Here is a 25,532-nt window from a genome sequence, read left to right as displayed (position 1 = left end):
AAGGCGCGGTGAAGCCTTGATTAAGTGAAGCTATTTGGTCGCCCGGCGTTGCGGATTTGCGGGCTTGTCCGCGAAAGGTGATTAACGAAACGTTATCGTCGCGATGCTATCGAGAGCCAAATTCACCATCCCGGGCTGGACACGGATGATCCCTTTGCCATCGGACGGTTCAGTATCGACCGCGGGGCGGTCGCCGGGACTTGTCGCGGCGGCCGTCGAGGTCGTCGTCACGCTGCCGACCTTCAAACGGCCCGAGCAGCTGCTGGCGACGCTGGCATCGCTCAAGGCCCAGGAAACCGGCAGACGCTTCGCAATCGTCGTGATGGAGAACGAAGCCGAGGCGCGCGCCGGCGCCAAGGCGGCGCTGCCGCTGTTCGAACGCGGCGAGATATCAGGCATGGTGATAATTGCGCATGAGCGCGGCAATTGCAGCGCCTACAATGCCGGTTGGCAGACGGCGATCCTGCACTTTCCAAATTTCAGGCACCTGCTGGTCATCGACGATGACGAGATCGCCGATCCGCAATGGCTCGAGCGCATGTGCAAGGCGGCCGAGACGCTCGGTGCCGACATCGTCGGCGGCCCGCAAAGGCCTGTGTTTGCCGACGCGGCCCATGCCAGATGGGCCGAGCATCCGGTCTTTGCGCCACCCTACCGGGAGACCGGGCGTGTGCCCGCGCTGTATTCCTCCGGCAATCTGCTGGTTGGGCGCAACGTGCTCACCGCCATGGGGCCGCCCTTTCTTGACCTGAAATTCAACTTCATGGGCGGCGGCGATTCCGATTTTCTGAGCCGCGCCGCACAGAGAGGCTTTGTGCTTGGCTGGTGCGCGGAGGCGCAAGTGCGGGAAAGCGTCCCGGCCCGACGCGTCGAAGCTGACTGGATCCGCGCCCGCAGCCTTCGCAACGGCGTCATCTCAACATTGGTCGAGAAGAAGAAACGGGCCGGCGCGCCGTTCGCCGGCACCAAGGTTTTCTTGAAGAGCCTGGCACTGCTTGCCGCCTCGCCATTTCGCGGCGCGGCCAGGCTGGCGCGGACCGGGTCATTGGCGACGGCCTTATACCCCATCCATGTCGCTGTCGGCCGCCTGCTTGCCGAATTCGGATACGCCAATGAGCAATACCGGCAGCCTGAGAAGAACTGAACGCGCGCCGCTCAGCGCGGCGTTCACACGCGACGGCGTCGCGACCGCGATCGCGGCGCTGCTGTTCACCGTCATCCTGGTGTCGTTCCGTCCCTTCCAGCCGGCCGGCGCCGAAATGACCGGCGACGGCGGCGACATCGTCAACCAGCTCGGCTTCGGCTCGCTCGGCGCGATCTCGATCTTCTCGCTGCTGGCTTTCGCCGATCCGCGCGTTGTGCGCTCGCTGCTCAGCCCGTCCTGGCTGCTGATGCTGGGCTTCTTCGTGCTGTCGGTGGTGATGGCAACCGACCCGCCGTCGGCCATGCGCGCCGCTTCCTTCACGCTGATCGGCATCTTGACGATGGCGACAATCCTGGCGCTTCCGCGCGACGCCGAGGCTTTCTCGAAAGTCATCATCTTCACCATCGTCGTCGTCATCGGCCTGTCCTATATCGGGCTCATCGTCTTTCCGCACGAGGCGCTGCACACCACCGATTCTCTCGAGCCGGAACATGCCGGCCTGTGGCGCGGCGTGTTCACCCACAAGAACATCGCCGGTCCTGTCATGGCCTGCTTCAGCTTCGCCGGGCTGTACCTCTACCGGCGCGGACAGCGGCTCTGGGGCGCGTCAATCTTTTGCGCGGCGATGATCTTCATGCTGCACACCGGTTCCAAGACGACGGCCGGATTGGTGCCGTTTTCGATCCTGATCGTCGTGCTGCCGAGCCTCATCGGCATGCGGCTCGGGACGCCGATCCTGTTCGCGCTGGCCATCATCGCCGCAGCGATCGGCACGCTGGGCATCGTCTTCCTGCCGCCGGTGAAGCATCTGGCGGCACTCTATTTCCCCGACCTGACCTACACCGGACGCACGACGCTGTGGGAGTTCGCCGGCGAGATGCTGGCGAAGCGGCCGTGGACCGGCTACGGCTTCGAGAGCTTCTGGGGCACGCCGCTGCTCTTAAACCAGGACCAGCCCTTCGACCGGGCCTGGGACATCAGAACCATCGTGCACGGCCATAACGGCTATCTCGACATCGCCGTGCTGATGGGCATCCCGGCGCTCTGCGTGGCAGTCTACACATTCCTGATCGCGCCGCTGCGCGATTACTTGCGCATCCCCTTGCGCAAGGAAAACATCTATCTCGGCGACTTCTTCATGATGGTGGTGCTGTTCGCCGCGCTGAACGCCTTCCTCGAAAGCTTCTTCTTCCATCGCGCCGACCCGGTCTGGCTGTTCTTCGTGTTCGGCATGTTCGGCCTCAGGCAGGTGTCGCTGCGGCCGATGGCGGTTCGTGGTCCGTGCTGATCCTCCGTCCCAACAGGGCTTCCCCGCCCCGCCACGAACGTCTATGGGAAGCCATCTTTTTGTTTGAGCATCGGATTTTCCGAAAACCGGTACCCACTTTGCGTCCGATGCTCTAGCGGAGGTTTCCTATGACGATCAGGCTTGTTCTCGCCGGTTGCGGCAATATGGGTTACGCCATGCTCTCGGGCTGGCTGAAATCGGGCAAGCTCCCCCCGGCGGCGGTCTTCGTGGTCGAGCCGAATGCCGATCTGCGCAAGCGTGCCGAAGCGCTCGGCTGCAGTGCTGCCGCGGAGGCCGGCGGTATTCCGGCGGACGCAGTGCCGGCCCTCGTGGTCATTGCGGTGAAGCCGCAAGTGATCCGCGACGTGACCGCCGCGTACAAGCGCTTCAATGATGGCCGCACAACCTTCGTCAGCATCGCCGCCGGAACGCCGCTCGCCACGTTCGAGGCCATTTTGGGCAATCGCGCGCCGATCGTGCGCTGCATGCCCAACACCCCGGCGGCGATCGGCAAGGGCATGATGGTGGTGTTTTCCAACCGACTGGTTTCCAACGACACTAAGCGTTTCGTTGCCGATCTGCTTTCGGCGAGCGGCGAAGTGACTGAGATCGACGACGAAGGCCTGATGGACGCGGTGACGGCGGTGTCAGGGTCTGGCCCCGCCTATATCTTCCATTTCATCGAAGCGCTGACTGTGGCTGCCGAGAAGGCTGGCCTGCCAACAAAGACCGCCAGGCTGCTCGCCATGCAGACGGTCTATGGCGCCGCCTCGCTCGCCGCCGAAAGCGGCGAGCCGCCGGGCGTGCTGCGTCAGCAGGTGACCAGCCCCAACGGAACCACGGCCGCCGCACTTGCCGTGCTGATGGGCGGGGACAGGCTGATCCATCTGCTCACCGAAGCGGTGGAAGCAGCGCGGCTGCGGTCGATCGAGTTGGGGAAGTAATGGCGAACTGCGGATTACGCGAGATCGGTATGCGAAAAGTCGTTCCATGGTCGCTCGGTCAGAACCGCGACGACGCAGAGAGTCGGCTAAATCAGGGATGTCCCCACAACTCGTCGATATCATCCTTGTTCACAGGCCGGCCGCCGTTGCCCTCTCCGGCTATGAGATCGTGGGCAATGGCTGCGAGTCGTTCGGCCAGAGGAATGTGTCCACTTTCCCGCTTCAATTCGGATTCAGGCACCTCGATCACTTCCCAAATCTCCGTACAGCGTCTCGTCCTGCAGCCGGCGCAAGGCGAAAAGCCGGGTCGTCGGGTCGGGTGCCGCATTGTCTGATGTGAGCAGCTCGCCCTTCCTGACCGGTCTCAGCACCTTGCCGCTTTCGAGCAGGCCGACTGGCACGGCGCGGTTGGCGCGAGCCTCTTCGACAGTCATGGTCCAGGAGCGGTAGCAGGTCTCGCCGATCGCATCGAAAACCTCGCCGGCGGCGAGATCGCGCTTGGCCACGGCGCAGACCTCGGCGACGGGCCTCGGCAGCGGCACCATGTCCGGCTTGCCATAGAGCGCGATGCGCGCGGCGGTCAACGGCACTTCCAGCGAGGTCAGATGATACGGCCGGAAGAAGCTGTAATAGGGGCCGTGGCCGATATGCAGGTCGTCCATGCGCTCGATGATGCGCGGATGCGTCGCCTCGACGATGACGAAGACGCCGGGCGCCACGCCCTTGCCGATGGTGTAGTCGACGACGCCCTTCCGCGACAGGATGCCGCCATCGGCGCGCGGGATGAGTACCTTGGCCAATTCATCGCGATTGGCCTTGGGGCCGTGCATGCCGGCAATGTCGGGCACCAGCCCGGTGGCGTTGGCGATGGCGCACATCTCGACCATGGTTTTCGAGCCGTCGACGAACTCGACCAGCATCCGCGGGTTCATGTTGCGGCGCAACGCTTCCGCGCGATAGTCGTCGGGCACGGCGTCATGGTTGAGCGGGTTGTTCTTGCCCTTGCCGGCCGAGACGATGGTGTAGCCGAGCGCGGAGGCGAACTCGATCAGCTCCATGCAGCTCGACGGCTCGTCGCCGGCGCCGACCGAATAGACGACGCCGAGCCGGTCGGCCTGCTGCTTCAGATAGCAGCCGATGGTGACGTCGGCTTCGACATTCATCATCACCAGATGTTTGCCGTGCTCCATCGCCATCAGGTCGAAATCGGCGGCGACGCCGGGCTTGCCGGTGGCGTCGATAACGACGTCAATGAGCGGATTGGTGACCAGCATCTCGTTCGAGGTGATGGCTATTTTTCCGCTCTCGATCGCCTCGCTGACCTTCGACGGCGTATCGGCCTCCCGTGCCATCGCCTCGTCGCCATAGGCGATGCGGACGGCATCACGCGCCGTGTGGGGGCGGCGCGTCGAGACGGCGCACACCGAAATGCCCGGCATCAGCATGCCTTGCGTCACCAGGTCGGTGCCCATCTCGCCGGAGCCGATGACGCCGATGCGCACCGGACGGCCTTCCGCGGCGCGCTTGGCGAGATCGCTGGCAAGCCCGGTCAGGGCGACATTGGTCATGCGCAAGTCCACTGCTTTTGATTTGAACGGGGAATAGCAGGGAATGGTAACCTTTTGCCAACGAAACCGGCCGCCGTCGGCAATTTCTTGTGGCTGGCTTTCGCACGGCGAGCGGATAATCTTCCGCCCAGACAGTGTCTAGCGATGAAGAGACCGTCCTGTCGGGGCGGCGCGTGCCGACGGGATTTTCAGGGGAGGTTGAGGTGACAAACGAGTTTACGCCGAAATTCGATCTGGCTGACAAGGTGGTGCTGGTCACCGGCGCGTCGCGCGGCATCGGGCGCGCTTGCGCGCTCGCCTGCGCCGGCTCGGGCGCCGACATGATCGTTGGCGTGCGCAGCGGTGCCGACGGCGCGGATATCACTGCCGAGATCGAGCGCATCGGCCGGCGCGCGCTGGCGGTACAGATGGACCTCACCGATCTGACGACGGTGCGAAAAGCTGTCGCCGACGCCCACGCTGCCTTCGGTCGCATCGACGTGCTGGTCAACAATGTCGGGCTTGGGCCGGAAAACCTCGCGGAGAACGTGACCGAAGCGGATTTTGACCTCACCGTGAACGTCAACCTCAAGGGGACCTTCTTCACCACCCAGGCGGTCGGACGGCTGATGATCGCGGCAAAATCCGGGCGCATCATCAACATCAGCTCGCAAGCCGGCACGGTGACGCTGAAGGGCGAAGCGATCTATTGCATGTCCAAGGCGGCGATAAACCACCTCACCCGTTGCCTCGCGGCCGAATGGGCGCAGCACAAGATCACCGTCAACAGCGTCGCGCCGACCTTCATCTGGACCGACGGAACACGGCCCTCGCTCGCCGATCCGGACTTTCATGCCCATGTGCTCGGGCACATCCCGCTCGGCCGCATCGGCGACCCGATCGATGTCGCGGGAACCGTGGTGTTCCTCGCCTCGCCGGCAGCGTCGATGATCACCGGCGCGAATATACTGGTGGATGGCGGCTGGTCGGTGGCGTGAACCCTCTTTGACTGGCGCTGCGACACCGCCTCGCGAGTGTTAGGGCTTCCAATCCGTCGCTTTCTGATGAGCAGCAAACGCAGATGTGGGAAGAGCAATTAAGGGCTTTGCTACTGGTTCACACCCGGGCTAGGAGATTGATGAAGCACACGAAGGCAGATGGCTGAGATCTTGAAGCGCTGGCACCAACTGCTGGAACGGCTCGGCCGTAACTGGCTTCCATCACCGAAACCTCAATCGAGCGAAAAATCTCAATCGAACGGTAAATTCGACGAACTGCGGGATGAGCCCCTCTTCGTGGCTGTCTCGAAAACAGACGCCGCCACCCTAGCTGCTTACGACCGAGCGCTTGCGACTGTGCCGTTGTTTATCGAACATATAGAGAGGAATGCAGACGCCCTGTGTTCTGCGAAGCTTCGGTTTTGCGATCCCGACGAGTCCGAACGTCTTGGGGAGGACAGCTTTCTTTTTCTCTGGCTTACCGCCGTGCATTATCATGCTGAGGAGCGGCTATTTTCGGGTGCGTTTTTCGAGCTGCCACCCGAGCTTCAGAAATGGCATCAGGTCGGCCAGCGACTTGCATTTGAAGGCAACGATATTTTCGATTGGATGATTCTTGACGAGGGGCACTTGCATGGGGGATTCACATTGCGCGTAGCCCGAGACAAGCTTCCTGAGAAAGATCGTGGCTCATACGATCGATACGTCGGCGTTTCAGTTTATGAGCCACTGCCGTCCTGACTCGACGCATGCTTACTCGCCTCGTCGAGCATTCTGACTGCATTCATCTTCGATACGCCAAGCCGCCCGAAGATCCGTTTCTGGACAAGACAGTCAACACCCCACTAGGCCGGATAGCCTCGTCACGCTTACGCGATCATGCCGTCAGAGCGCCGGGAAGCGGCCGGGCATTACGGAAGGGCAACTTGACAATGGCGCAATCTTTCAAATTGAGTGAAATCACGATCAATAGAGAGTCGGCACAAGACAGATGGGCGAGACAGATATGGCGTGGAGCGAAAGAAAGACCGGTTACGGCAAAGGCCACTATTTCAACCAAATGGGCCTTGCCCTGCTGGTGCTCGTCTTTCTCATCGCCCTGCCGCTCGCTTTCTTTCCCGAAGACATACGGAAGTTTTACCTCAGCGAAGGCGGTCCAATTGAAGTCTTCTCGGCCGCAGGCTACCTGATCGTCGTGGCAACGCTTGTCCGGGAAATGTCCTATCGGGACCTGCTCAAGCGGTGGTATCTCGTCGCCATCCTGATCGCGATGTGCCTGCGCGAGCTGGACTTCCATGCGCATTTCACCACCCACAACATCACCAAGACCACCCTCTATATCTCGCCTGACGTTCCGCTGTTGGAAAAGCTAATCGGCGCGACGGTCGTTATTGCCCTCGGCATTGCCTTCTATCTGCTCCTGAAGAACGGCTTCCGTAGCTTTGTGCACGGGCTTCGCCACGGCGAGGCGACTGCCGTGGCCATTGCCGCAGCCTGTCGCTGCGCCGTCCTTTCCAAGGTCATCGACGGGGCGCCATCAAATCTCACATTTGTCGGCATCCACCTCACCCGGATCGATACCACCACAGTGTTCGAGGAAATCCTCGAATTGGGGATTCCGATCTTCCTAGCCATCGCGGCGTTCTCGGCCTTCCCGACGCAGGATGGTCTCACAAAGAGGGCCTCGGGACAGATCACGCCAAACAACCCAAGATCCGTCACCTAGTTCCTCTGCACAGAGGATTGGTTCTTAGACTGAGCCTGAAGCGACTGAGCCTGAAAGCGACTGTGGACGGTCGCTGTCGGCCGGCCTCCAGCTGCACAATCTCCATCGTCTGCGATTAGCCGTAAGCCCCCGCGCCTTCGTCATCCCAGGGTCTGCGCCGCGTCGCTTCGCTCCTTGCTCCGCCCTGGGATGACGAAGCGGAGGGTGGCTTCGGCTGATCTCGCAGGTTGCGACCTGCCACACTCTGGTCCGCCGCCGTGTTGCCTCTATTTGCTTGGGAAGCAGGTGAGGCAAAACATGTGGAATTTGGCGAAAGACGGCTGGACACTTCTTAAGGAGAGCATCCTCGGCTTCATCAATGACAATGCCCTCAGCCACGGGGCAGCGATGGCGTTTTATGCCACGACCTCGCTTGCTCCGATCCTCCTCATCGTTGTCGCCATCGCTGGCATGGCCTTCGGAAACGATGCGGCACAACTGGCGCTTTCGGCCCAGTTGTCGGGGCTGATGGGTCCGCAGAGCGCCGAGCTTCTGCAAGCGACAATCGAGAACGCGTCACACAAAGAGGCGGGAACTCTTGCCAGCATTTTGGGGCTCGTCACGCTGTTGGTTACCGCATCCGGCGTATTCGGCGAAATGCAGGTTGCCCTGAACGAGATCTGGAAAGTCAAACCGGCTGGCACGTCGATTTCACGGCTCGTGCGGGCACGCGCTGCCAGCCTCGGTCTCGTCGCGGCGCTTGGGTTTCTGCTGCTGGTGGCCCTGGTCGTAAGCGCTGCAATTTCGGCGCTTGGAGATATCATCAACGCATATCTGCCCTTTGGCACCATTATCCTGAGCGCAATCAACGAGATCGTCTCGTTTGCCCTGATCGCGCTCTTGTTCGCGGCAATCTACAAGGTCCTGCCCGACCGCGCGCTGCAATGGCGCGACGTTGGCGTCGGCGCCATAGTAACGGCGTTCCTCTTCACGATCGGCAAATCGCTGATCGGCTGGTATATCGGAACCAGCGCCGTCGCATCGTCATACGGGGCAGCCGGTGCGCTGCTCGTCGTGCTGCTGTGGGTCTTTTACTCGTCCGAGATCTTTCTGTTGGGCGCCGAATTTACACGAGCCTACTCGGTTCGATACGGCAGCCGATCCGATCTGGAGGCGACCATTGAAGCAAGTAAATCGCGAACAGATGCCGGCGACGCCGGCCAGGATCGAAAAGTCTGAAAACGAGTCCTCGGCGGGATTGTTTTCGGCAGTCTCCTTACCACGGTTTTAAGCCATTTCTGGCATCAACACCGGCGCCGAGACGTCCGGCGCGGCGGCCCGAGGCGAGCATGGTCTTGGGGACGTCCGGCCGAAGCGACGTGCGAAGTTCCTTCGCCGCAGCCACCAGCTTGGCGCGGTTGCTTCCATATCTCTTGATCAACTGATGGACTTGCGCTGGGGTGATGCCGTTTTGCCGGGCAAAATACCTTACTACATAATCCTCGCTGCCGGAGATCCGATCCCGGTGGCGGGGATAGAGCTTCGCCGCGTCGGCTGTCATGCTTACTCTCCTTTGGTCACGTTTGCGCACAATGTATGATTGGCCAACGCAAAACCGGCGAATTCGTTGCGGCATGCGACACCAGCGCGCTTCGCTTTTTCCCGCAGGCCCGAACGCCCGGCCAGAGCAACCCGACCGGCGCGCTTTAAAGCCATATGCAGATTTTTCGAGACTCAGCCCTCTGGCACGCGCATGATATTGGCAGGGAGGAAAAGCCATGCGCGAATTGCCAAAGAGCATTGACGCAGACGTTGTAATCGAAATCAGCAGGTTGCTCGACGACCATGCGAAGTCGGCACCAGTGCCGGTCCACAAGCTTGCCTCGATGATCTCGAATAGTGTCGAGACCGATCTGCCGACAGCTTCCATCGAAGAGTTGATCGTTGAAATGGCCATGACCCGCCAACTTCCGATGCTGTTCGATCTACCGGGGGCGGATGCAGACAACGTCATATCGATTGCCTTGGCGCGCGCCAGCTGATCCGGCTGAGGGACTTTCCGTCGAGTGTAATTTCAAGACGCGGATCGTTCTTATCCTGCTCCAATTCGCGCCACGGGCTCCGGCCGGCGGCTTTTTGCTGCGTCGCCAAGGATAATCGTCATCGGCAATAATCGTCACGGACGATCCGCTGTTTGGGAACATGTGGTGTCCAGTTGCATTTCCTCTAGACAACAAAGGAGGAATTCATGAACTGGGATCAAATCAAGGGAAAATGGATGCAGTTCAAAGGCCAGGCCAAGGAGCAATGGGGTGACCTTACCGACGATGACCTTGATCGTATCGAGGGCAATCGTGACCAACTCGCAGGACGCATTCAGGAGCGGTATGGAATCGCCAAGGAAGAGGCGGAGCGCCAGATAGACGACTGGTCCAGAAATCTCACCTGAGCGTCCAGCATCGAGGCTGCACCGTCGATCGGCGCAGCTTCGACAGTCCTAGAGCGGGTTGGGTTCGAATTGGACTGGGCATTTCGCTCTACCTATTTGCTTAGCCGCATCTCTGCGACGCCATTGATTCCACTTGGCTGCAAATGCTCTAAGCCGCCGCTCCGAAATGAGCGGCGGCTAAATGCGACGGTGGCGGGTTGCTCTGCGCCAGCGGTCGCTCCAGGATCTTCGGAACGAGAGCTAGCGCGCCGATTGCCTCTTGGCCTGTGCGGCGACGGCCGTGAGGAAAGCCGTTGCGGCAGTGTCGCATGCCGCTCGGGACGGGCTATAGGCGAAAAGGATCAGTTCGGCAGCCCTTATCGTAAGGCCATGCTTTTTAGCGAAAGCAGCTATTTCGTAAGGCTGGTCGTGGTCTATGGCCGGACCGTAGTCTTCGTTCATCGCTTCCTCCCGTTTGCGACGTTCATCGCCTTGGCCCCTCCTGGCGCAAAGATTAACTTACGGGGCGTTGAGGGAGTCTACCAATTGGAGATTGCAAAAGGCCTGCGGTGGACGATCGCCTGATACGGCGCGTCGAGGCGAAAGACTCCATTTTGTCCGCTGCACATCGAAAAAGATATATGATTGCGCTGATATCGCAGGTGGTCGACGCAAGCCAATGCCGATCTTTTCAGTCAAGCACACGACCGTCTATCGCTACACGCAACCGGTGATGTTTGGCGAGCATCGGCTCATGTTCAGGCCGCGCGATAGTTTCGATCAGCGACTTCTGGATCATGCCCTGTTGGTGGACCCCGAGCCGAAAGAGGTTGGCTGGATCCATGACGTTTTTGGAAACTGCGTTGCGGTAATCGACTTCCAGGGTTCCGGCGACGAACTGCGTTTCGTGACAGACATTCGGCTCGATCACACGCCGCAGCATGCGCCTGATTTCCGTATCGATGAAGCAGCACTCAGCTATCCATTTTCCTATGATCCCGACGAGGCAACCGACCTCACCCAAACCATCGAGCGCCATCATCTCGATGACGGCGACGAGATCGGCAAATGGGCACGACAGTTCGTGAGCGCCAGAGGCCACACCGAGACGGGCAAATTGCTGATGACACTTTGCTACGCCATCCACGAGAGCTTTGTGTATTCCCGTCGAACTGAATCAGGGACGCAACCGCCGCTCATGACCTTGCACCTGCGTCGAGGCACATGCCGAGACTTTGCGCTGTTCATGATGGAAGCGGTTCGTTCGCTCGGTTTTGCTGCCCGTTTTGTGACTGGTTATGTCTATGTGCCGAACCGCGACAGCGCTTCTGTCCTCGGCGGCGGTTCGACGCATGCCTGGTGCCAGGTCTATCTGCCTGGCGCGGGTTGGGTCGAGTTCGACCCCACCAATGGCATTGTCGGCAACCGGGACCTTATCAGGGTGGCTGTGGCCAGGCATCCTGGGCAAGCCATCCCTCTTTCCGGAAGCTACTGCGGCAGCGCGTCGAACTTTCTCGGCATGACAGTGGAGGTCAAGGTGGTGAAGGAAGCTGGCATCAAATAACCAGCATCAATAAAAATTAGCATCCTCTAAATGTGTTCGGAACTGTTCGCGGCAATCCGGAGTTTGCTTTAATCAACGCATTGGAGCTTCGATGCGTATCCGCGCAGGTTTCAACCTCGCCTACGAATGTCCGCAGCCGACACCGATGCTGCTCGTCCTTGATATCCATCCTTCACGTCGCGTCGATCTTTTGACGGAACAGATCATCGGCTTCGATCGCCCGGTCGACGCCCGCGGCTATATCGACGTTTTCGGCAATTTATGCACGAGAATAGAGGTGCCCGCGGGGCTTACGACGATATCAACGAACTTCGAAATTCATGACACCGGCAAGCCAGAAATTGTGGCCGCGGGCGCCGTCCAGCACGATATCAAAGAGCTGCCCGACAACGTGCTCAGGTTTCTTCTCGGCAGCCGCTACTGCGATACCGATCGGCTTGGCGACTTCGCTTGGACCAATTTTGGCAATACCGCACCCGGGTGGGCGCGCGTCCAGGCGATCTGCGATTTCGTTCACGAACACATCACCTTCAACTACCAGGCTGCGGACACGCTGCGGACCGCCTATGGCGCGCTAACCGACCGGGCCGGCGTGTGTCGCGATTTTGCGCATCTGGCAATCACGCTGTGCCGTTGCATGAACATTCCGGCGCGATACTGCACCGGCTATCTCGGCGACATCGGCATACCGCCGATGCCGTACCCCATGGATTTCAACGCATGGTTCCAAGCCTATCTCAGCGGCCATTGGTTCACCTTCGATGCACGGCACAACCAGCCTCGCATAGGCAGGATCCTGATGGCGACGGGATGCGATGCCAATGACGTCGCTATCTCAACGAGCTTCGGTCTTTCCCGGCTCACCCGCTTCGAAGTGATAACAGAAGAAATCCCCGCCGAGCCTGAGAAGGCGTCAGCCCGCCGCACCTTTCGGCATGACGGGCTTCAGCGTGACGGGTCAAGTCAGTCGTAGACCTTCACAATCTTGCGGGTACCTGGATCGACCAGGACGGTTCGGCCATCGACGACTACGTAGCGGTACTGAACGTCCGGCACCTCATACAGCTCGACTGTTTCGGGCAGAGGTGTGCCGATGTTGAGCTCCACGCCGGGAAGGCTGAGTGATGCCACTGGTTTCTTTTTCACGTATTCGCGGATCACAGTGTCCTGCTCGGGTTGAATAATGACGTCCTGAGCGGCGGCGGCGCTGACGCCAACGAACAGAAGGATGCCTGCCGCAGCCGATGTAAGTTGCTTACCCATAATAGCCTCCAAGCAACCTTCAGCTGCGGTGCTTGATTGCTGCCGCGACGGGTTGCATACTTATCTGAACGATGCGGCGCAATTCTTGTTCCATTTTGTAGGGGCGAACCCCGCTGCCACGGCATATCAACGCTGACGTTCGCGGCCGCCCGCGAACGCGCTCCCGCTCAGGGCTTAGGTTCTTCCGGAGGAGGCGCGTTTGGGACTGGACAATCAGGATGTGGCCATTTTTCACACGGAGAGGGCTTGTCGCCAGCGTCGCCATCACGTTCCACGAGTTTTGCGAATCCGTAGGCGAAGGCGGCAAGCAGCGCCAGGATAACCACTATGCGAGCGGCCATACGGGATTATAGCAGGATCCCGCTTAGGATTGACCCCAGTATCAGCTTGCGCTCGACAAGTTTGCGGCGAGGTTCGCAAGATCTGAACGCATCTCGTGAGCTTCCTTGCCACAGCTGGGCGACGTGAATGCGTCGGTACGCTGGCATTGCGCGGGCTCGCCGGCACCGGCCGGTGGAAGGACGAAAAGTCAGTAGCTCGCTACGCGCATGTCCTCGTTTCGGAAGGCTGATTGCTCCCGACTCGTAAATCGAAAGTGCCCAGGCGAAGCGCACTATTGAAAATCTTCGGGATAAACTGGTGCTGCGAGAGAGGATTGAACTCTCGACCTCTCCCTTACCAAGGGAGTGCTCTACCACTGAGCTACCGCAGCCGCTGATGGCGGGGCTTCTGCCATATCGAACCGGCAAGCGCAAGGCCAAGCGCAAGCCATCTGTGAAAGCCCGCTCCGACGGCTTTTCCGGACATGGCAGCGCCACAATGTTGGGTATCCCTTCATAACAGGCTCGCCGGCATGGAACCATGAACGACAAGACAATCCCACCTGACAAGGGCGGTCCGTCGAAAAAGGACAGCCAACCGAAAAAGGCCGACCGCAAGAGCCGGCTCGCCGAGCAACTGCGCGCCAATCTGCAGAAGCGCAAGGCGCAGTCGCGCTCGCGGCGCACCGGCGACCCCGACAAGCGGCGCACCGGCGAGGCGGACCAGCGGCCGGAAGGGCTCGGCACCTTAAGGAAAACGCAAACGGATTGACCTATATCAACAGGCCGGGTCCAGGGTGGCGGGAATCCTGTTTCTTGAACCAAGCCGGCCAATGGTCTAGACCGGCCACAACAGACTCAACCGATTGAAAACCGGCCTTTCGGCCGAGGGGACGCTCTTCCATGGATCGCATCAGAATTGTCGGCGGCAACAAGCTTGCCGGAAGCATCCCGATCTCGGGCGCGAAGAACGCTGCGCTGCCGCTGATGATCGCCTCGCTTTTGACCGACGACACGCTGACCCTGGAAAACGTGCCGCATCTGGCCGATGTCGAGCAGCTTATCCGCATCCTCGGCAATCATGGCGTCGACTATTCGGTCAATGGCCGCCGCGAAAAACAGCAGGAGGGCTATTCGCGCACCATCAATCTCTCTGCCCGCAACATCGTCGACACCACCGCACCTTACGAGCTGGTGTCGAAGATGCGCGCCTCCTTCTGGGTGATCGGCCCGCTGCTTGCCCGCATGGGCGAGGCCAAGGTTTCGCTGCCTGGCGGCTGCGCCATCGGCACGCGCCCGGTGGATCTTTTCCTGGAAGGCCTTCAGGTGCTCGGCGCCGATATCGACGTCGATACCGGTTATGTCATCGCCAAGACCAGGAACGGCCGTCTTGTCGGCAACCGCTACGTCTTCCCGAAAGTGTCGGTCGGCGCCACCCATGTGCTTGTCATGGCGGCGTCGCTGGCCAATGGCGAGACGGTGCTCGAAAACGCCGCCCGCGAGCCCGAGATCGTCAACCTCGCCGAATGCCTCAACGCCATGGGCGCCAAGATTTATGGCGCCGGCACCGAGACCATCACCATCGACGGCGTCGAAGCGCTGTCGGGCGCGCGCGTCCGGGTGATACCCGACCGCATCGAGACCGGCACCTATGCGATGGCCGTCGCCATGACCGGCGGCGACGTCATGCTCGAAGGCGCGCGGGCTGACCTGTTGCAGACCGCGCTCGACGTGATTTCCCAGACCGGCGCCGAGATCACGCAGACCAATTCCGGCATCCGCGTCAGGCGCAACGGCGCCGGCATTGCGCCGGTCGACGTGACGACAGCGCCCTTCCCGGCGTTCCCGACCGACCTGCAGGCGCAGTTCATGGGCCTGATGACGATGGCCAAGGGCAAGTCGCGCATCACTGAGACGATCTTCGAAAACCGCTTCATGCACGTGCAGGAGCTTGCCCGGCTCGGCGCCCACATAACACTGTCCGGCCAGACGGCGATCGTCGACGGCGTTTCGAAGCTGAAGGGCGCGCCGGTCATGGCGACCGATCTTCGCGCTTCAGTGTCGCTGGTCATCGCCGGCCTGGCGGCCGAAGGCGAGACCACGGTCAATCGGGTCTACCATCTCGACCGCGGCTTCGAGCGGCTGGAAGAAAAGCTGTCCGGCTGCGGCGCGGTGATCGAGCGGATTTCGGCTTAGGCAATCGGGATTCCAGGGCTTCAGTATTTGATCTTGGCGCGGTTGCACGGATCGCCAAAACCGGCTGGATTCCTGTCTGGAGCACGACGTTTTCCAAAAACCGGTTTCCACTTTTTGGGTTCATGCTCTAACAGAGGGCTGAAACCAACCTTCAGGTGTGAAATCCGCATGGCTCTCAAGCTTGTCGCGCTCGACGATCAGGATCTGAGCATCGTTTCGGCCCATGTCCAGGACGCCGTGCTGAAGGTCGGCGACCTCGAATACATGCCGGCGGCCAAGCGCTTCGTGATGACGATGAACCGCTTCGTCTGGGAGGCGAAAACGGGCCTGTTCCGCCAGCACAATGAGCGGCGGCAAAGCGTGCTGCATTTCGACCGTGTGCTGGGCGCCAAAACCAGCGGCATTGCCCGCGACAAGCCGGACGAGGTGCTGTCGCTGCTGGCGATCAGCTTCGTCGCCCTCGACAAGCCGGCCGGCATTGTCGAGCTGATCTTTTCAGGCGGCGGCGCGATCATGCTCGATGTCGAGTGCATCGAGGCGCGGCTCGCTGACATCGGCGGCGCCTGGGAAGCGACGTCGCGCCCCTTCCACAGAGCCTGAGTACACAAGATGGCCATCACCCTTCGTCTGTCCGATGCCGATTTCGAGCAGCGTTTTGCCGCGTTCCTTTTGACCAAGCGGGAGGTCTCGGCGGACGTCGACGCCGTGGTGCGCGCGATCATCGCGCGGGTGCGCGCCGAGGGCGACGCGGCGCTCATCGAGTATACGCAGAAATTCGAACAGGCCGATCTGAAAGGCCTCGGCATGGCCGTGTCGCAAGACGACATCGCCAAGGCCTATGATGCGGCCGACCCGCAGACGATCGAGGCGCTTAAATTCGCCCGTGACCGGATCCGTTCCCATCACGAGCGGCAGCGGCCGAAGGACGACCGCTACACAGACGCTGCCGGCGTCGAGCTCGGCTCGCACTGGACGGCGATCGAGGCGGTCGGGCTCTATGTGCCGGGCGGCACGGCGAGCTATCCAAGTTCGGTGCTGATGAGCGCCGTGCCGGCCAAGGTCGCCGGCGTCGAGCGTATCGTCATGGCGGTGCCGGCGCCCTACGGCATCATCAATCCGCTGGTGCTGGTGGCGGCGGACCTGACCGGCATATCCGAAATCTACCGCGTCGGCGGCGCGCAGGCGATCGCGGCGCTGGCCTATGGCACCGAGACGATAAAGCCGGTCGCCAAGATCGTCGGCCCCGGCAATGCCTATGTCGCCGCGGCCAAGCGCCAGGTGTTCGGCACGGTCGGCATCGACATGATCGCCGGGCCTTCGGAAGTGCTTGTCGTGGCAGACGGCAGCAACGATCCGGACTGGATCGCCGCCGACCTGCTTGCCCAGGCCGAGCATGACGTGTCGGCGCAGTCGATCCTGATCACCGACGATCCCGTCTTCGGCGCCGCGGTCGGAGAGGCGGTCGAACGCCAGTTGCAGAGCCTGCCGCGCGGGGAGACGGCGGCGGCGAGCTGGCGCGACTTCGGTGCCGTCATCCTTGTTCCCCAAATCGAGGCAGCACTGCCGCTGGTCGACCGCATCGCGGCCGAACATGTCGAGCTTGCCATCGACGAGCCGGAAGCCTTCCTGGCGCGGATGCGCAATGCCGGTGCCGTCTTTCTCGGCCGTCACACGCCGGAAGCCATCGGCGACTATGTCGGCGGCTCCAACCACGTACTGCCGACGGCGCGCTCGGCGCGCTTCTCGTCCGGTCTTTCGGTGCTCGATTTCATCAAGCGCACCTCGATCCTGAAGCTCGGGCCGGAGCAGTTGCGGGCGCTGGCGCCGGCGGCCATCGCGCTGGCCAAGGCGGAAGGCCTCGACGCGCATGGACGCTCCGTCGCCATCCGGCTGAACATGTAGACTGACATGTCGGACTACGATCGAACCTATGCCAAGCTGATCGATGTCGAACTCGATGAATCGATCGGCCGTTCGACGCCCGATGTCGAGCATGAGCGGGCGGTGGCGATCTTCGACCTGATCGAGGAAAACAGCTTCCAGCCGGTCAATGACGACGGCGCCGGGCCTTATCGGCTAAAACTGTCGCTGGCGGAATCCCGCCTGATCTTCGCAGTGACGCGCGAGGACGGCGCTGCCGTGGTCACCCACATCCTGTCGCTGACGCCGCTCAGGCGCATCGTCAAGGACTATTACATGATCTGCGAAAGCTATTACGACGCCATCCGCACCTCGACCCCCAGCCAGATCGAGGCGATCGACATGGGCCGGCGCGGGCTGCACAATGAGGGCTCACAGACCTTGATGGACCGGCTGGCCGGCAAGATCGAAATCGATTTCGACACGGCGCGCCGGCTGTTCACGCTGGTCTGCGTGCTGCACTGGCGAGGCTGAACTGCCAGCCCCTCTGCCCCGCTCGATCCTGCCCCGCTCGATCCTGTTTGTCTGCGGCATGAACGCGGTGCGCTCGCCGATGGCCGAACTGCTGGCGCGCCAGGTGCTTCCGGCCACCACCTTCGTGGCGTCGGCCGGGGTGCGCGGCGGCGAACGCGACCCGTTCGTCGACGCCGTGCTGGCCGAGGACGGGCTTTCGCTGGGTGAGCGGCACCCGAGGACACTGGACGATCTCGAGGACGATTATTTCGATCTGATCGTCACACTGTCGCCGGAAGCGCATCACACCGCGCTCGAGCTTACCCGCTCGCTTGCCGTCGATGTCGAATATTGGCCGATGACGGACCCGACTGGCGTCAGCGGCACGCGTGAGCAGATCATGGCCGCCTATCGCGAGGTGCGCGAACGGCTAAGGGCGCGAATCGGCCACCGTTTCCTAGAGCCGGAAGCAAAAAACGGCGCTGATTAAGCGTGTTCACAAGCGCACGATTATCATATAGGTTCCGCGCAAATTCCGGCCGGGGCGCTGGGAATCCCATCCAAGCAAAGGTATCGAATGCCGAAGGAAGAAGTCCTCGAGTTTCCGGGTGTCGTCACGGAATTGTTGCCCAACGCGATGTTCAGGGTGAAGCTCGAAAACGAACACGAAATCATCGCCCACACGGCCGGCCGCATGCGCAAGAACCGCATCCGCGTGCTCACCGGCGACAAGGTCCTGGTCGAGATGACACCCTACGACCTGACCAAGGGCCGCATCACCTACCGTTTCAAGTAAAATCGTCAGAGTTCGGCCGGGATTGCGATGAGCATTTTGCAGAAGCTCGTGCTTGCCTCGGGTTCGCCGCGCCGGATCGAACTCTTGCAGCAGGCCGGCATTGAGCCGGACCGCGTGCTGCCGGCCGGTGTCGACGAGACGCCGCTGCGCGCCGAGCATCCGCGTTCGCTGGCCAAGCGCCTGTCGAAGGAAAAGGCCGAGAAGGCACTGGCCTCACTGCAGGCGGAAGAGGACTATGTGCCCAGCTTCGTGCTGGCCGCCGACACAGTGGTCGCAGTAGGCCGGCGCATCCTGCCCAAGGCCGAAACGTTCGACGACGTCGCCAATTGCCTCGGCCTGCTGTCCGGCCGTTCGCACCGGGTCTATTCCGGCATCTGCCTGATCACGCCGGGCGGCAAGCTGCGCCAGCGGCTGGTCGAGACCAGGGTGCGTTTCAAGCGGCTGCCGCGCGCCGAGATCGACGCCTATGTCGCCTCGGGAGAATGGCGCGGCAAGGCCGGCGGCTATGCCGTCCAGGGGCTGGCCGGCGCTTTCGTGGTCAAGCTTGTCGGCTCCTACACCAACGTCGTCGGCCTGCCGCTCTATGAGACGGTGGCGCTGCTGACCGGCGAGGGTTTCAAGGTGCATGCCAAATGGCAGTCAGCTCGGCCATGAGTTCGGGGCGGTCATGAGCTCGGACGACAAGGTCACGCCGCTGCGTCCCAAGCGGCCCTGCCCCGAATGCGGGAAGCCGTCGGCGCGTGAGACCTACCCGTTCTGCTCGGTGCGCTGCAAAGAGATCGACCTCAACCGCTGGCTCAAGGGCGCCTACGTCATTCCGGCCCGCGACGACGAGGACGAACCGGACGACGACCCTGCCAAATGAGGGACCCTGCCAAATGAGGCTGTTCAGAGCAGCCTGCGGGCCTCGACCGCGTCCCATGAATCCGCCTATCGGGCAACTGCTCGTTTCCCGCTTGAAATCAACGCTTGAGCGCTAGACAGGGCGGATTCCCGTGCTATAACCCACGCGCTTTCAAGGAGCGCCTGCGGCGCTTTCGAGAAATCCGGCGTGCAGAACTGCCCGCGTGCCGGACAGGCCCAGATAGCTCAGTTGGTAGAGCAGCGGACTGAAAATCCGCGTGTCGGTGGTTCGAATCCGCCTCTGGGCACCATCCCCTCTTCTCCCGACACTCCCTTTCGCCGAAGTTTCTACGCTTCTGTTTCCACAAGCAACTGAAATCGTTCATCTTTTTGGGAGGATGGCGCGATTGAGCGCGTTTCATGGGAGTTCGGCGTATTTGATCTAACGGGGCTGAGGGCTGGTATTTCCGTTGGTACTGGACATCCTGATGGTATCGAAACAGCCAAAGGGAGGTGTCCCACAAATGGCCCTTTCCGACGTGAAATGCCGAAATGCCCGTCCTGCTTCCAAGCTACTGAAATTGTCTGACGGTGGTGGGCTCCAGCTCTGGGTGAAGCCCACCGGATCCCGCCTATGGCGCCTCGCCTATCGATTTGACGGCAAGCAGAAGCTTCTGGCGTTGGGCAGCTATCCCCTTATTTCGCTCGCCGAAGCACGCAAGGCGCGCGACGACGCCAAACGTCTCCTCCTGACTGGCATCGATCCCGCACAGGAACGCAAGTTGCGAAAGGTCGGTTCGGCAAAGGACAGCTTTCGATCAATCGCCGAGGAATATGTGGACAAGCTGAAGAAAGAGGGACGCGCCGACCGGACTATCACTAAGGTCAAATGGCTACTCGACTTCGCCTATCCCACCTGTGGGCACAAGTGCGTTCGGGACATTGATGCGGCCACTATCCTTGCTGCCCTTCGTAGCGTGGAGGTGCGCGGTCGATACGAGTCGGCCAGGCGGCTGCGCTCGACCATTGGCAGCGTCTTTCGATACGCCATCGCCACTGCACGCGCCGACACTGACCCAACGTCCGCGCTGAGGGGCGCGCTCATCAGGCCAACGGTCACGCCGCGTGCCGCCATTACCGATCCGAAGGCATTGGGCGGCCTGCTGCGTGCGATCGAGACGTTCGACGGACAGCCCGCAACCCGAGCGGCTCTGAGGTTGATGGCGCTGCTGTTTCCCCGCCCCGGTGAGCTTCGCGCTGCCGAATGGGGCGAGTTCGACTTCGAAAGTTCGGTATGGACTATCCCGGGAGCGCGAATGAAAATGCGACGACCGCACCGCGTTCCTCTTTCAACGCAGGCTTTGGATGTCCTGGCCGAGCTTAAAAAAACGTCCGGCGCCGGGACGCTGCTGTTGCCAAGCGTGCGATCGCCTTCCCGTCCGATTTCCGACAATACACTCAACGCCGCCCTGCGTCGCATGGGTTACAGCAAGAATGAAGCAACGGCCCATGGCTTCCGAGCAACGGCATCAACTCTGTTGAACGAATGCGGCAAGTGGCATCCAGACGCCGTAGAGCGACAGCTGGCTCATATTGAAAATAACGACGTTCGGCGCGCCTATGCCCGGGCGGAGCACTGGGAAGAGCGCGTCAAGATGATGCAGTGGTGGGCAGACTATCTGGAAAAAATTGAGAACGCCGGAACGCGCGGGTAAACTCAATCAGGTATGCGGGCAGCCAGCTGTCCGGCACGCATCGCGAACGTCGGGTTTGCGCCTAATATCGGCCGTTGGGGCACTGTCATGGTTTCCCAAAAGCCGACGTGCTTAGCGGGCTTGGAACTCGCCGAGCCCCTCAAGTTCCAGCTATCAAATGGGCGGGAAGTGGGCGAAAGTCGGCGACCTTTTTGGCAAGCTGCTTACGGATCTCGGCCATAGGAGCGCGGGGCTGCTGGTTGCTGGCTCCACTCACGGTGGTCTCCGCAACGAGATCTGGCGTTGGGACATGAAATTTGTTCCAGCCAGGCAAGATCCCAAGTATTTGTCTTCAATCGGCTCGTTTGATTCACCTTCGAAAACGGGCAGCTATCGATCACGCCGGAGTGAGCAGCTTGGATATTCGCGAGCCATTAACTGAATTGCACTCGACGCGCCTTTTTCAGAACCTGGCCCAGCTCGATGCCACCTATGCCGATCGAGCAACCAGCTTTCTTGAGGCCGTTGCCCCAATACTTGCTAGCACTGCGGACCATTTTCCTTACTATACGCGTCACGATGCCCACCATGGCTTTCGAGTGCTGCGACGGGTCGAGCAGGTGGTTGTCCCGGAATGTCTGGATGGGAAATGGCCGGCGTCATTCAGTGCCGCCGAGATCTACCTCATAATCCTTGCCGCCTATGCCCACGATCTGGGAATGACAGTGTTTCCGGGCGAGACCGACCGGCTTCTCGCAAAGCTTGGTATTCCACAAAGCTCCGGATGGGAAACGGACCTACGGCTTCAGTTGCATCTGCGTCGCGAGCATTCCAAGCGCGGTGGGCTTTTTGTCTATGAGAACAGCGGCAGCCTCCGCGTGCCGGTCAATCTGGTCGATGCGCTCGACAAGATCATGCGCGCCCATAACCTTTCGATCGGCGAGCTCGAGGCTGAGATTCCTCAGGCATACGCGGCCGAGGAGAGGCTCATCGACGTGCGCCAGCTCGCCATCATCATCTGCGTGGCGGACGCGCTGGAATTCAGTGACACCCGCGTTGTCGATGGCGTCCTCGCAGCTATCGCTGGCGACCCAAGTCCAGAGGCGCGAAAATCCTACCTAGAAAACATGAAGCACATTTGCGTCGGCGACAGCCTGGCGCTCGACGCCGACGGGCGGATCAATGTCTCGGGCACATTCGACGAGGAAGAGGTTCTGGCGCTTGCTCACCTGACCTTGGACCAGATGGAAGGCTGGATACGCGGTTATTGTGATCTCGACCGCCGAATGAGGTCGCCGCGGCTTCGCATCCGCCCCGAGCCCTTCGTCCGCAATCTTGCGTTCCTGGGCGGGCGCTTCGAGCGGCTGGGTGTGAGGCTCAACAAGCGCAACGTCATCGAACTGATTGCTTCAAACGCCGTATGGAGGGAAAGCGGCCCGGTGATCCGGGAGCTACTGCAAAACGCGGTGGAGGCCTGTCGATATCGGCGACACCATTCTAGTGCGGCAGACGCCTATCAGCCCCATGTCACTGGTACCTTCGACCGTAAGCAGCGCGAGATTGTGGTTGCGGACAATGGCTGCGGCATGAGCGAGCGCGTTGTTCTCAACAACCTCCTCACGGTAGGAAACAGCCGGTCTGCCGAGCCCGGCTATAGCAGCAACGACTATGCGCCTATTGCTAGGTTCGGAGTTGGCTTCTGGTCCGTCTTCACGCTCGCGGAAACAGCTCGCGTCGAGACCGCCTCCTTCGAGTCCTATCGCGGCGACCCCGAGGGGGCGGCCGGGGCGACTGGAATAGCTTTCGACGTCTCCCTCAGTGAACTGAAGGATTACACAGTCTTCCGGCCCGTTGCTTGCCCATGCGGAACGACCGTACGGCTCAAGCTCCGCCCCGACATCATCCTCGATGATGCCTTTACCAACGCACGCGCCCAGATCCTTTGCTCAGATGTGCCCGTTACCTTGCGCATTGACGATGAGGAAGTATTCGTACCTCTGAGGGTGCCGAACGTTCCTCATGAGGCCCTGCTGGGTAGCCGACACAGCGTGCTCAAAGAACACGGCATCCAGCTCTTCGGATGGCGCCGCGCTTTAGCCAAGACCGAACTGTCGCTGCTTCTCGCTTACCGAATGGAGATCGGCAAACCGACGTTCCTGCGCGATCGCACCAACTCAATGATGAATGCCCTGGGACGAATCCAGCATTCGCGATCGACCATATGCGGCTTCGCAGCACCGATAAGGGGCCGTCACATCTGCTTCGATCTGGATCGCGTCGGCACTTACTTCGCCAATCGCGGCACTCCCGATGGCATCGCCTATTCACTCGACCGTCACCAGTTGATCGAGAACGCATCGTCCAAAGAATTCTCCGAAGAAGTCACGAGTCTCGTTCACGATGGGTATCGCGCGTTTCTGGACGCGACAAATGGGAGGGACCTAGCAACCATTGCGGCGCTTCGCCAGCAAGCGGCAATGCACGGTGGGAACGTCTATGATCAGTTCACCGGCGATGAACTCTCCGTCGCCGCCAAACGGTTCCCCGACCTCACGCCATTCAAACTTTATCCGTTGTCCGGCGGTGACCCGATCTATGCGCAGGCGGACGGTCTTGATTCGCTCAGGGGCAAGGTGCTCTTCATGCAGGAAAGAGTCCACGTCAAATTGCCTGACGGGAGGTTCATCTCCTACGATAACGAAGGCGAGGCTGGCGTCGGGTTCGTGCGAGACATACTCTCGACCAGCCTTTCGGGAACAGAGGAGCCGATTTATGTGATGGAGCCGGATCGCTCGGCATCTATGCTCTTCGACGCGGATCCCGATGGTACGGTATTGTTCATCCCGGCCGCTCAGATTGGTCATGTATGTATACAGCTTGTGCAGCTCGAGCGGGTCGACGCCTCCCAACCCGGCAATGTACTTGCGGAGGTCAGGGGGCGCTGGACCGGTGCGATCTATTTGAGGGATTTCGAGGCTCCCGCCGGTAGGCCCTACGCGTTTCTCGGACGGCATCGCGTCCTGATCAAGCGGTCCAGCAAGCTCTCGGTCCACTTCCAGGATTTGGTTCAGTCCGGGAGGCACGCAAAGCTTGCCGACCTGATCGCAGACCTTCAGGAGGATCAGGCGGGCTACCCCCCGGCCAGTGTAGCTCCGCTGCTATCGGAGAACCTAACGTGAGCCATGCATCGGCACCCGAGGGCTGGCACCCGATTGTCCTACCTAGCTCCCCGTCCCGCCATCCGGCGTCGCGAACCTGACGAATTGAAGGGATCGCCATAAAGGCAACTCGATCGGAGTAGTGAGCCCCCTGCATTCCGGAAACGTGCAGCAAGGGTCCGCTTTAGGCCCCGCTCGCGTCGGCAATGCGCCTCATGCACGAACCCGCTTCGCGGGAGGGTCGCCTGACATGACGCGTATTTATAGGCCTTGAGCGGGCAGAGACCGCAATCCGACCATGGAGTTCCCTTCGACGAGAGGAACTTGCCATGGCTACCCCGATCACACCGCTTCGCCAGAGATTGACGCCGTGTTGGCCCGCTCCAGCCTACTGCTGGCGAGCGAAAATTTCGCGCCGTACGCGGTGGACAGCCAGACGTCGACACAGCAGGGCACGGGGCGACAGCGCTGGAGGCTTTGCCGAACAGTCTCGGGCCGCTGATCCGCGATCTCGACTGGGTCGAGAACCAGCGGCTGGCCGACTGGCTCGCCGTCGTCGACTTGCTCCGCGGCGAAAACATGCCAGCCATGCTGGCCGCGGCGGTCGCCCAGGACGTCTGGCAAAACACCTTGCAGCACCAGCACTGGCTCGGCACGCTGCTGGTACCCGCGCTGCTCAGGGAGCGCGGCGAGGTCGGCTCACATCTCTTTTGCATTCATGCCGGACTGAGAATGATTCCGCGGGAACGGCGGCGCGCGTGCGAACAGACCACCCGGCTGCTGGCCGCGCTCGACGCTTTTGTGGGGGCCCGCCGCTGCCGGGCTCAAGGGACTCGACCCGGCTGGTGATGGCAAAAGCCAGATGGAGCTCCGGCCAGGAATCGGCAAAAAACTCGAGCCTGCCGCCGCCGATCGAACTTGTGCTGGCGCGGCCAGTGGTGTCGGCAGGGTTGCCGAGTTGAAAATCAGCCAGCGCGCCGCGCTCGGACTCGTCGCCGAACTCGGCATCCGGGGTGACGGGCCAGGGGACGCTACCGAGCGTTAGGCGTTGTGACGAAAGCCGAAAAGTGGCCGAACAGCGTGAGAGATTGCCACCGGTCAGAGCGCCTGAATGTGAACCGGCGCCAAAGTGTGTCCCACCCGCCGGCGAGATTTCAACGGATTATCGTGCCCATGTTACCTGGTCCTCGCGGCAGACGGCAGTCATATGCAGGGCCGCCACGCTGCTCGTTCCTGCCATCAACGCGAGTGGAAGATCGGCAATAAGATAT

The 25,532-nt window shown here is 61.1% G+C and carries 28 protein-coding genes and 2 tRNA genes; 24 read left to right on the top strand and 6 right to left on the bottom strand.

Annotated features, from left to right (window positions below):
• The first annotated feature begins 145 nt into the window (after window positions 1-145).
• From A9K68_RS12010 to proC, 3 genes are all read left to right on the top strand, one after another.
• Complete coding sequence (locus A9K68_RS12010) at window positions 146-1,144, top strand: glycosyltransferase (protein ID WP_065009257.1); 999 nt, start codon at window positions 146-148, stop codon at window positions 1,142-1,144.
• Window positions 1,113-2,432 (top strand): O-antigen ligase, encoded by a 1,320-nt coding sequence (locus A9K68_RS12005; protein WP_065009256.1) that lies wholly within the window; start codon window positions 1,113-1,115, stop codon window positions 2,430-2,432. The genes A9K68_RS12010 and A9K68_RS12005 overlap by 32 nt, the downstream gene beginning before the upstream one ends.
• A gap of 128 nt (window positions 2,433-2,560) precedes the next feature.
• Window positions 2,561-3,376, top strand: a complete 816-nt coding sequence (gene proC, locus A9K68_RS12000; RefSeq protein ID WP_065009255.1) for a pyrroline-5-carboxylate reductase — start codon at window positions 2,561-2,563, stop codon at window positions 3,374-3,376.
• A 91-nt stretch (window positions 3,377-3,467) separates the two neighbouring features.
• On the opposite strand, the gene A9K68_RS11995 is transcribed toward proC, so the two are convergent.
• Both A9K68_RS11995 and A9K68_RS11990 read right to left on the bottom strand, forming a co-directional pair.
• Window positions 3,468-3,626, bottom strand: a complete 159-nt coding sequence (locus tag A9K68_RS11995; RefSeq protein ID WP_246811351.1) for a hypothetical protein — start codon at window positions 3,624-3,626, stop codon at window positions 3,468-3,470.
• Entirely contained in the window at window positions 3,610-4,944 is a 1,335-nt protein-coding gene (locus A9K68_RS11990; RefSeq protein ID WP_065009254.1) for an NAD(P)H-dependent oxidoreductase, read from the bottom strand. Before A9K68_RS11990 ends, A9K68_RS11995 begins: the two co-directional genes overlap by 17 nt.
• 203 nt (window positions 4,945-5,147) lie before the next feature.
• Here A9K68_RS11990 and A9K68_RS11985 point away from each other — a divergent pair, with 203 nt between their 5' ends.
• The 4 genes from A9K68_RS11985 (at window position 5,148) to A9K68_RS11970 (ending at window position 8,865) form a co-directional block, all read left to right on the top strand.
• Entirely contained in the window at window positions 5,148-5,921 is a 774-nt protein-coding gene (locus tag A9K68_RS11985; protein WP_065009253.1) for a glucose 1-dehydrogenase, read from the top strand.
• 159 nt (window positions 5,922-6,080) lie between these two features.
• The gene (locus tag A9K68_RS11980) at window positions 6,081-6,662 is read left to right on the top strand and encodes a DUF2314 domain-containing protein (protein WP_065009252.1); all 582 of its coding nucleotides are present in this window, start codon (window positions 6,081-6,083) and stop codon (window positions 6,660-6,662) included.
• Between the two features lie 319 nt (window positions 6,663-6,981).
• Window positions 6,982-7,647, top strand: coding sequence for a hypothetical protein (locus tag A9K68_RS11975; RefSeq protein WP_163603014.1), 666 nt, complete (start codon window positions 6,982-6,984; stop codon window positions 7,645-7,647).
• A 297-nt stretch (window positions 7,648-7,944) separates the two neighbouring features.
• Window positions 7,945-8,865, top strand: coding sequence for a YihY/virulence factor BrkB family protein (locus A9K68_RS11970; RefSeq protein WP_065009250.1), 921 nt, complete (start codon window positions 7,945-7,947; stop codon window positions 8,863-8,865).
• A gap of 37 nt (window positions 8,866-8,902) precedes the next feature.
• On the opposite strand, the gene A9K68_RS11965 is transcribed toward A9K68_RS11970, so the two are convergent.
• Window positions 8,903-9,187 (bottom strand): DUF3606 domain-containing protein, encoded by a 285-nt coding sequence (locus A9K68_RS11965; RefSeq protein ID WP_065009249.1) that lies wholly within the window; start codon window positions 9,185-9,187, stop codon window positions 8,903-8,905.
• A gap of 217 nt (window positions 9,188-9,404) precedes the next feature.
• Between A9K68_RS11965 and A9K68_RS11960 the strand changes: the two genes are divergently transcribed.
• Together A9K68_RS11960 and A9K68_RS11955 are read left to right on the top strand one after the other, a co-directional pair.
• Entirely contained in the window at window positions 9,405-9,668 is a 264-nt protein-coding gene (locus tag A9K68_RS11960; RefSeq protein ID WP_065009248.1) for a hypothetical protein, read from the top strand.
• Between the two features lie 206 nt (window positions 9,669-9,874).
• Window positions 9,875-10,075, top strand: a complete 201-nt coding sequence (locus tag A9K68_RS11955; RefSeq protein WP_029348486.1) for a CsbD family protein — start codon at window positions 9,875-9,877, stop codon at window positions 10,073-10,075.
• Between the two features lie 240 nt (window positions 10,076-10,315).
• Here the strand turns inward: A9K68_RS11955 and A9K68_RS11950 are convergent, their stop codons facing one another.
• Window positions 10,316-10,516 carry a hypothetical protein gene (locus A9K68_RS11950; protein ID WP_082982475.1) on the bottom strand — a complete coding sequence of 67 codons (201 nt, stop codon included), beginning with the start codon at window positions 10,514-10,516 and terminating at the stop codon, window positions 10,316-10,318.
• Window positions 10,517-10,733: 217 nt separating this feature from the next.
• Between A9K68_RS11950 and A9K68_RS11945 the strand changes: the two genes are divergently transcribed.
• Window positions 10,734-11,618 carry a transglutaminase family protein gene (locus tag A9K68_RS11945; protein WP_065009246.1) on the top strand — a complete coding sequence of 295 codons (885 nt, stop codon included), beginning with the start codon at window positions 10,734-10,736 and terminating at the stop codon, window positions 11,616-11,618.
• A gap of 91 nt (window positions 11,619-11,709) precedes the next feature.
• Entirely contained in the window at window positions 11,710-12,591 is an 882-nt protein-coding gene (locus A9K68_RS11940; RefSeq protein ID WP_065009245.1) for a transglutaminase family protein, read from the top strand.
• Here the strand turns inward: A9K68_RS11940 and A9K68_RS11935 are convergent.
• Both A9K68_RS11935 and A9K68_RS11930 read right to left on the bottom strand, forming a co-directional pair.
• Entirely contained in the window at window positions 12,582-12,881 is a 300-nt protein-coding gene (locus tag A9K68_RS11935; protein WP_065009244.1) for a DUF1236 domain-containing protein, read from the bottom strand. The two genes, A9K68_RS11940 and A9K68_RS11935, sit on opposite strands and share 10 nt — an antisense overlap.
• Before the next feature lie 637 nt (window positions 12,882-13,518).
• Window positions 13,519-13,593 (bottom strand) — tRNA-Thr (locus A9K68_RS11930).
• A 149-nt stretch (window positions 13,594-13,742) separates the two neighbouring features.
• On the opposite strand from A9K68_RS11930, the gene A9K68_RS11925 reads away from it, so the two are divergent.
• From A9K68_RS11925 to A9K68_RS11865, 13 genes are all read left to right on the top strand, one after another.
• Window positions 13,743-13,973, top strand: coding sequence for a hypothetical protein (locus tag A9K68_RS11925; protein WP_065009243.1), 231 nt, complete (start codon window positions 13,743-13,745; stop codon window positions 13,971-13,973).
• A 131-nt stretch (window positions 13,974-14,104) separates the two neighbouring features.
• Window positions 14,105-15,397, top strand: a complete 1,293-nt coding sequence (murA, locus tag A9K68_RS11920; protein ID WP_065009242.1) for a UDP-N-acetylglucosamine 1-carboxyvinyltransferase — start codon at window positions 14,105-14,107, stop codon at window positions 15,395-15,397.
• Between the two features lie 168 nt (window positions 15,398-15,565).
• Window positions 15,566-15,997 (top strand): DUF2948 family protein, encoded by a 432-nt coding sequence (locus tag A9K68_RS11915; protein ID WP_065009241.1) that lies wholly within the window; start codon window positions 15,566-15,568, stop codon window positions 15,995-15,997.
• A gap of 9 nt (window positions 15,998-16,006) precedes the next feature.
• Window positions 16,007-17,299: a histidinol dehydrogenase gene (hisD, locus tag A9K68_RS11910; RefSeq protein WP_065009240.1), complete on the top strand. Its 1,293-nt coding sequence runs from the start codon at window positions 16,007-16,009 to the stop codon at window positions 17,297-17,299.
• Between the two features lie 6 nt (window positions 17,300-17,305).
• Window positions 17,306-17,791, top strand: a complete 486-nt coding sequence (locus A9K68_RS11905) for a UPF0262 family protein (RefSeq protein ID WP_065009239.1) — start codon at window positions 17,306-17,308, stop codon at window positions 17,789-17,791.
• 58 nt (window positions 17,792-17,849) lie between these two features.
• On the top strand, window positions 17,850-18,260 hold the full coding sequence (locus A9K68_RS11900; RefSeq protein ID WP_065009238.1) for a low molecular weight phosphatase family protein: 411 nt from the start codon (window positions 17,850-17,852) through the stop codon (window positions 18,258-18,260).
• Between the two features lie 87 nt (window positions 18,261-18,347).
• Window positions 18,348-18,566: a translation initiation factor IF-1 gene (gene infA / locus A9K68_RS11895; protein WP_006200926.1), complete on the top strand. Its 219-nt coding sequence runs from the start codon at window positions 18,348-18,350 to the stop codon at window positions 18,564-18,566.
• 27 nt (window positions 18,567-18,593) lie between these two features.
• The gene (locus tag A9K68_RS11890) at window positions 18,594-19,220 is read left to right on the top strand and encodes a Maf-like protein (protein WP_029348516.1); all 627 of its coding nucleotides are present in this window, start codon (window positions 18,594-18,596) and stop codon (window positions 19,218-19,220) included.
• 13 nt (window positions 19,221-19,233) lie between these two features.
• Complete coding sequence (yacG, locus tag A9K68_RS11885) at window positions 19,234-19,431, top strand: DNA gyrase inhibitor YacG (RefSeq protein ID WP_065009237.1); 198 nt, start codon at window positions 19,234-19,236, stop codon at window positions 19,429-19,431.
• A gap of 213 nt (window positions 19,432-19,644) precedes the next feature.
• Window positions 19,645-19,720 (top strand) — tRNA-Phe (locus A9K68_RS11880).
• A 213-nt stretch (window positions 19,721-19,933) separates the two neighbouring features.
• Window positions 19,934-21,124 carry an integrase arm-type DNA-binding domain-containing protein gene (locus A9K68_RS11875; protein ID WP_065009236.1) on the top strand — a complete coding sequence of 397 codons (1,191 nt, stop codon included), beginning with the start codon at window positions 19,934-19,936 and terminating at the stop codon, window positions 21,122-21,124.
• A 395-nt stretch (window positions 21,125-21,519) separates the two neighbouring features.
• Window positions 21,520-24,282, top strand: coding sequence for an ATP-binding protein (locus A9K68_RS11870; protein WP_141246616.1), 2,763 nt, complete (start codon window positions 21,520-21,522; stop codon window positions 24,280-24,282).
• A 456-nt stretch (window positions 24,283-24,738) separates the two neighbouring features.
• Window positions 24,739-25,110 carry a DUF1612 domain-containing protein gene (locus A9K68_RS11865; RefSeq protein WP_065009234.1) on the top strand — a complete coding sequence of 124 codons (372 nt, stop codon included), beginning with the start codon at window positions 24,739-24,741 and terminating at the stop codon, window positions 25,108-25,110.
• The last annotated feature ends 422 nt before the right edge of the window (window positions 25,111-25,532 follow it).

This window comes from Mesorhizobium sp. AA22, assembly GCF_001672375.2.
GTDB classification, from domain to species: domain Bacteria; phylum Pseudomonadota; class Alphaproteobacteria; order Rhizobiales; family Rhizobiaceae; genus Mesorhizobium; species Mesorhizobium wenxiniae.
This window is presented reverse-complemented; position numbering and strand designations above follow the sequence as displayed.

Coding starts and splice junctions, on each gene's coding strand:
- A9K68_RS11945 (WP_065009246.1), top strand. CDS start 10,734: ATGCCGATCTTTTCAGTCAAGCACACGACCGTCTATCGCTACACGCAA.
- hisD (WP_065009240.1), top strand. CDS start 16,007: ATGGCCATCACCCTTCGTCTGTCCGATGCCGATTTCGAGCAGCGTTTT.
- A9K68_RS11925 (WP_065009243.1), top strand. CDS start 13,743: ATGAACGACAAGACAATCCCACCTGACAAGGGCGGTCCGTCGAAAAAG.
- A9K68_RS11975 (WP_163603014.1), top strand. CDS start 6,982: ATGGGCCTTGCCCTGCTGGTGCTCGTCTTTCTCATCGCCCTGCCGCTC.
- A9K68_RS11965 (WP_065009249.1), bottom strand. CDS start 9,187: ATGACAGCCGACGCGGCGAAGCTCTATCCCCGCCACCGGGATCGGATC.
- A9K68_RS11915 (WP_065009241.1), top strand. CDS start 15,566: ATGGCTCTCAAGCTTGTCGCGCTCGACGATCAGGATCTGAGCATCGTT.
- A9K68_RS12005 (WP_065009256.1), top strand. CDS start 1,113: ATGAGCAATACCGGCAGCCTGAGAAGAACTGAACGCGCGCCGCTCAGC.
- A9K68_RS11950 (WP_082982475.1), bottom strand. CDS start 10,516: ATGAACGAAGACTACGGTCCGGCCATAGACCACGACCAGCCTTACGAA.
- A9K68_RS11900 (WP_065009238.1), top strand. CDS start 17,850: ATGAACGCGGTGCGCTCGCCGATGGCCGAACTGCTGGCGCGCCAGGTG.
- yacG (WP_065009237.1), top strand. CDS start 19,234: ATGAGCTCGGACGACAAGGTCACGCCGCTGCGTCCCAAGCGGCCCTGC.
- A9K68_RS11960 (WP_065009248.1), top strand. CDS start 9,405: ATGCGCGAATTGCCAAAGAGCATTGACGCAGACGTTGTAATCGAAATC.
- A9K68_RS11990 (WP_065009254.1), bottom strand. CDS start 4,944: ATGACCAATGTCGCCCTGACCGGGCTTGCCAGCGATCTCGCCAAGCGC.
- infA (WP_006200926.1), top strand. CDS start 18,348: ATGCCGAAGGAAGAAGTCCTCGAGTTTCCGGGTGTCGTCACGGAATTG.
- murA (WP_065009242.1), top strand. CDS start 14,105: ATGGATCGCATCAGAATTGTCGGCGGCAACAAGCTTGCCGGAAGCATC.
- A9K68_RS11905 (WP_065009239.1), top strand. CDS start 17,306: ATGTCGGACTACGATCGAACCTATGCCAAGCTGATCGATGTCGAACTC.
- A9K68_RS11970 (WP_065009250.1), top strand. CDS start 7,945: ATGTGGAATTTGGCGAAAGACGGCTGGACACTTCTTAAGGAGAGCATC.
- A9K68_RS11890 (WP_029348516.1), top strand. CDS start 18,594: ATGAGCATTTTGCAGAAGCTCGTGCTTGCCTCGGGTTCGCCGCGCCGG.
- A9K68_RS11875 (WP_065009236.1), top strand. CDS start 19,934: ATGGCCCTTTCCGACGTGAAATGCCGAAATGCCCGTCCTGCTTCCAAG.
- A9K68_RS12010 (WP_065009257.1), top strand. CDS start 146: ATGATCCCTTTGCCATCGGACGGTTCAGTATCGACCGCGGGGCGGTCG.
- A9K68_RS11935 (WP_065009244.1), bottom strand. CDS start 12,881: ATGGGTAAGCAACTTACATCGGCTGCGGCAGGCATCCTTCTGTTCGTT.
- proC (WP_065009255.1), top strand. CDS start 2,561: ATGACGATCAGGCTTGTTCTCGCCGGTTGCGGCAATATGGGTTACGCC.
- A9K68_RS11980 (WP_065009252.1), top strand. CDS start 6,081: ATGGCTGAGATCTTGAAGCGCTGGCACCAACTGCTGGAACGGCTCGGC.
- A9K68_RS11940 (WP_065009245.1), top strand. CDS start 11,710: ATGCGTATCCGCGCAGGTTTCAACCTCGCCTACGAATGTCCGCAGCCG.
- A9K68_RS11955 (WP_029348486.1), top strand. CDS start 9,875: ATGAACTGGGATCAAATCAAGGGAAAATGGATGCAGTTCAAAGGCCAG.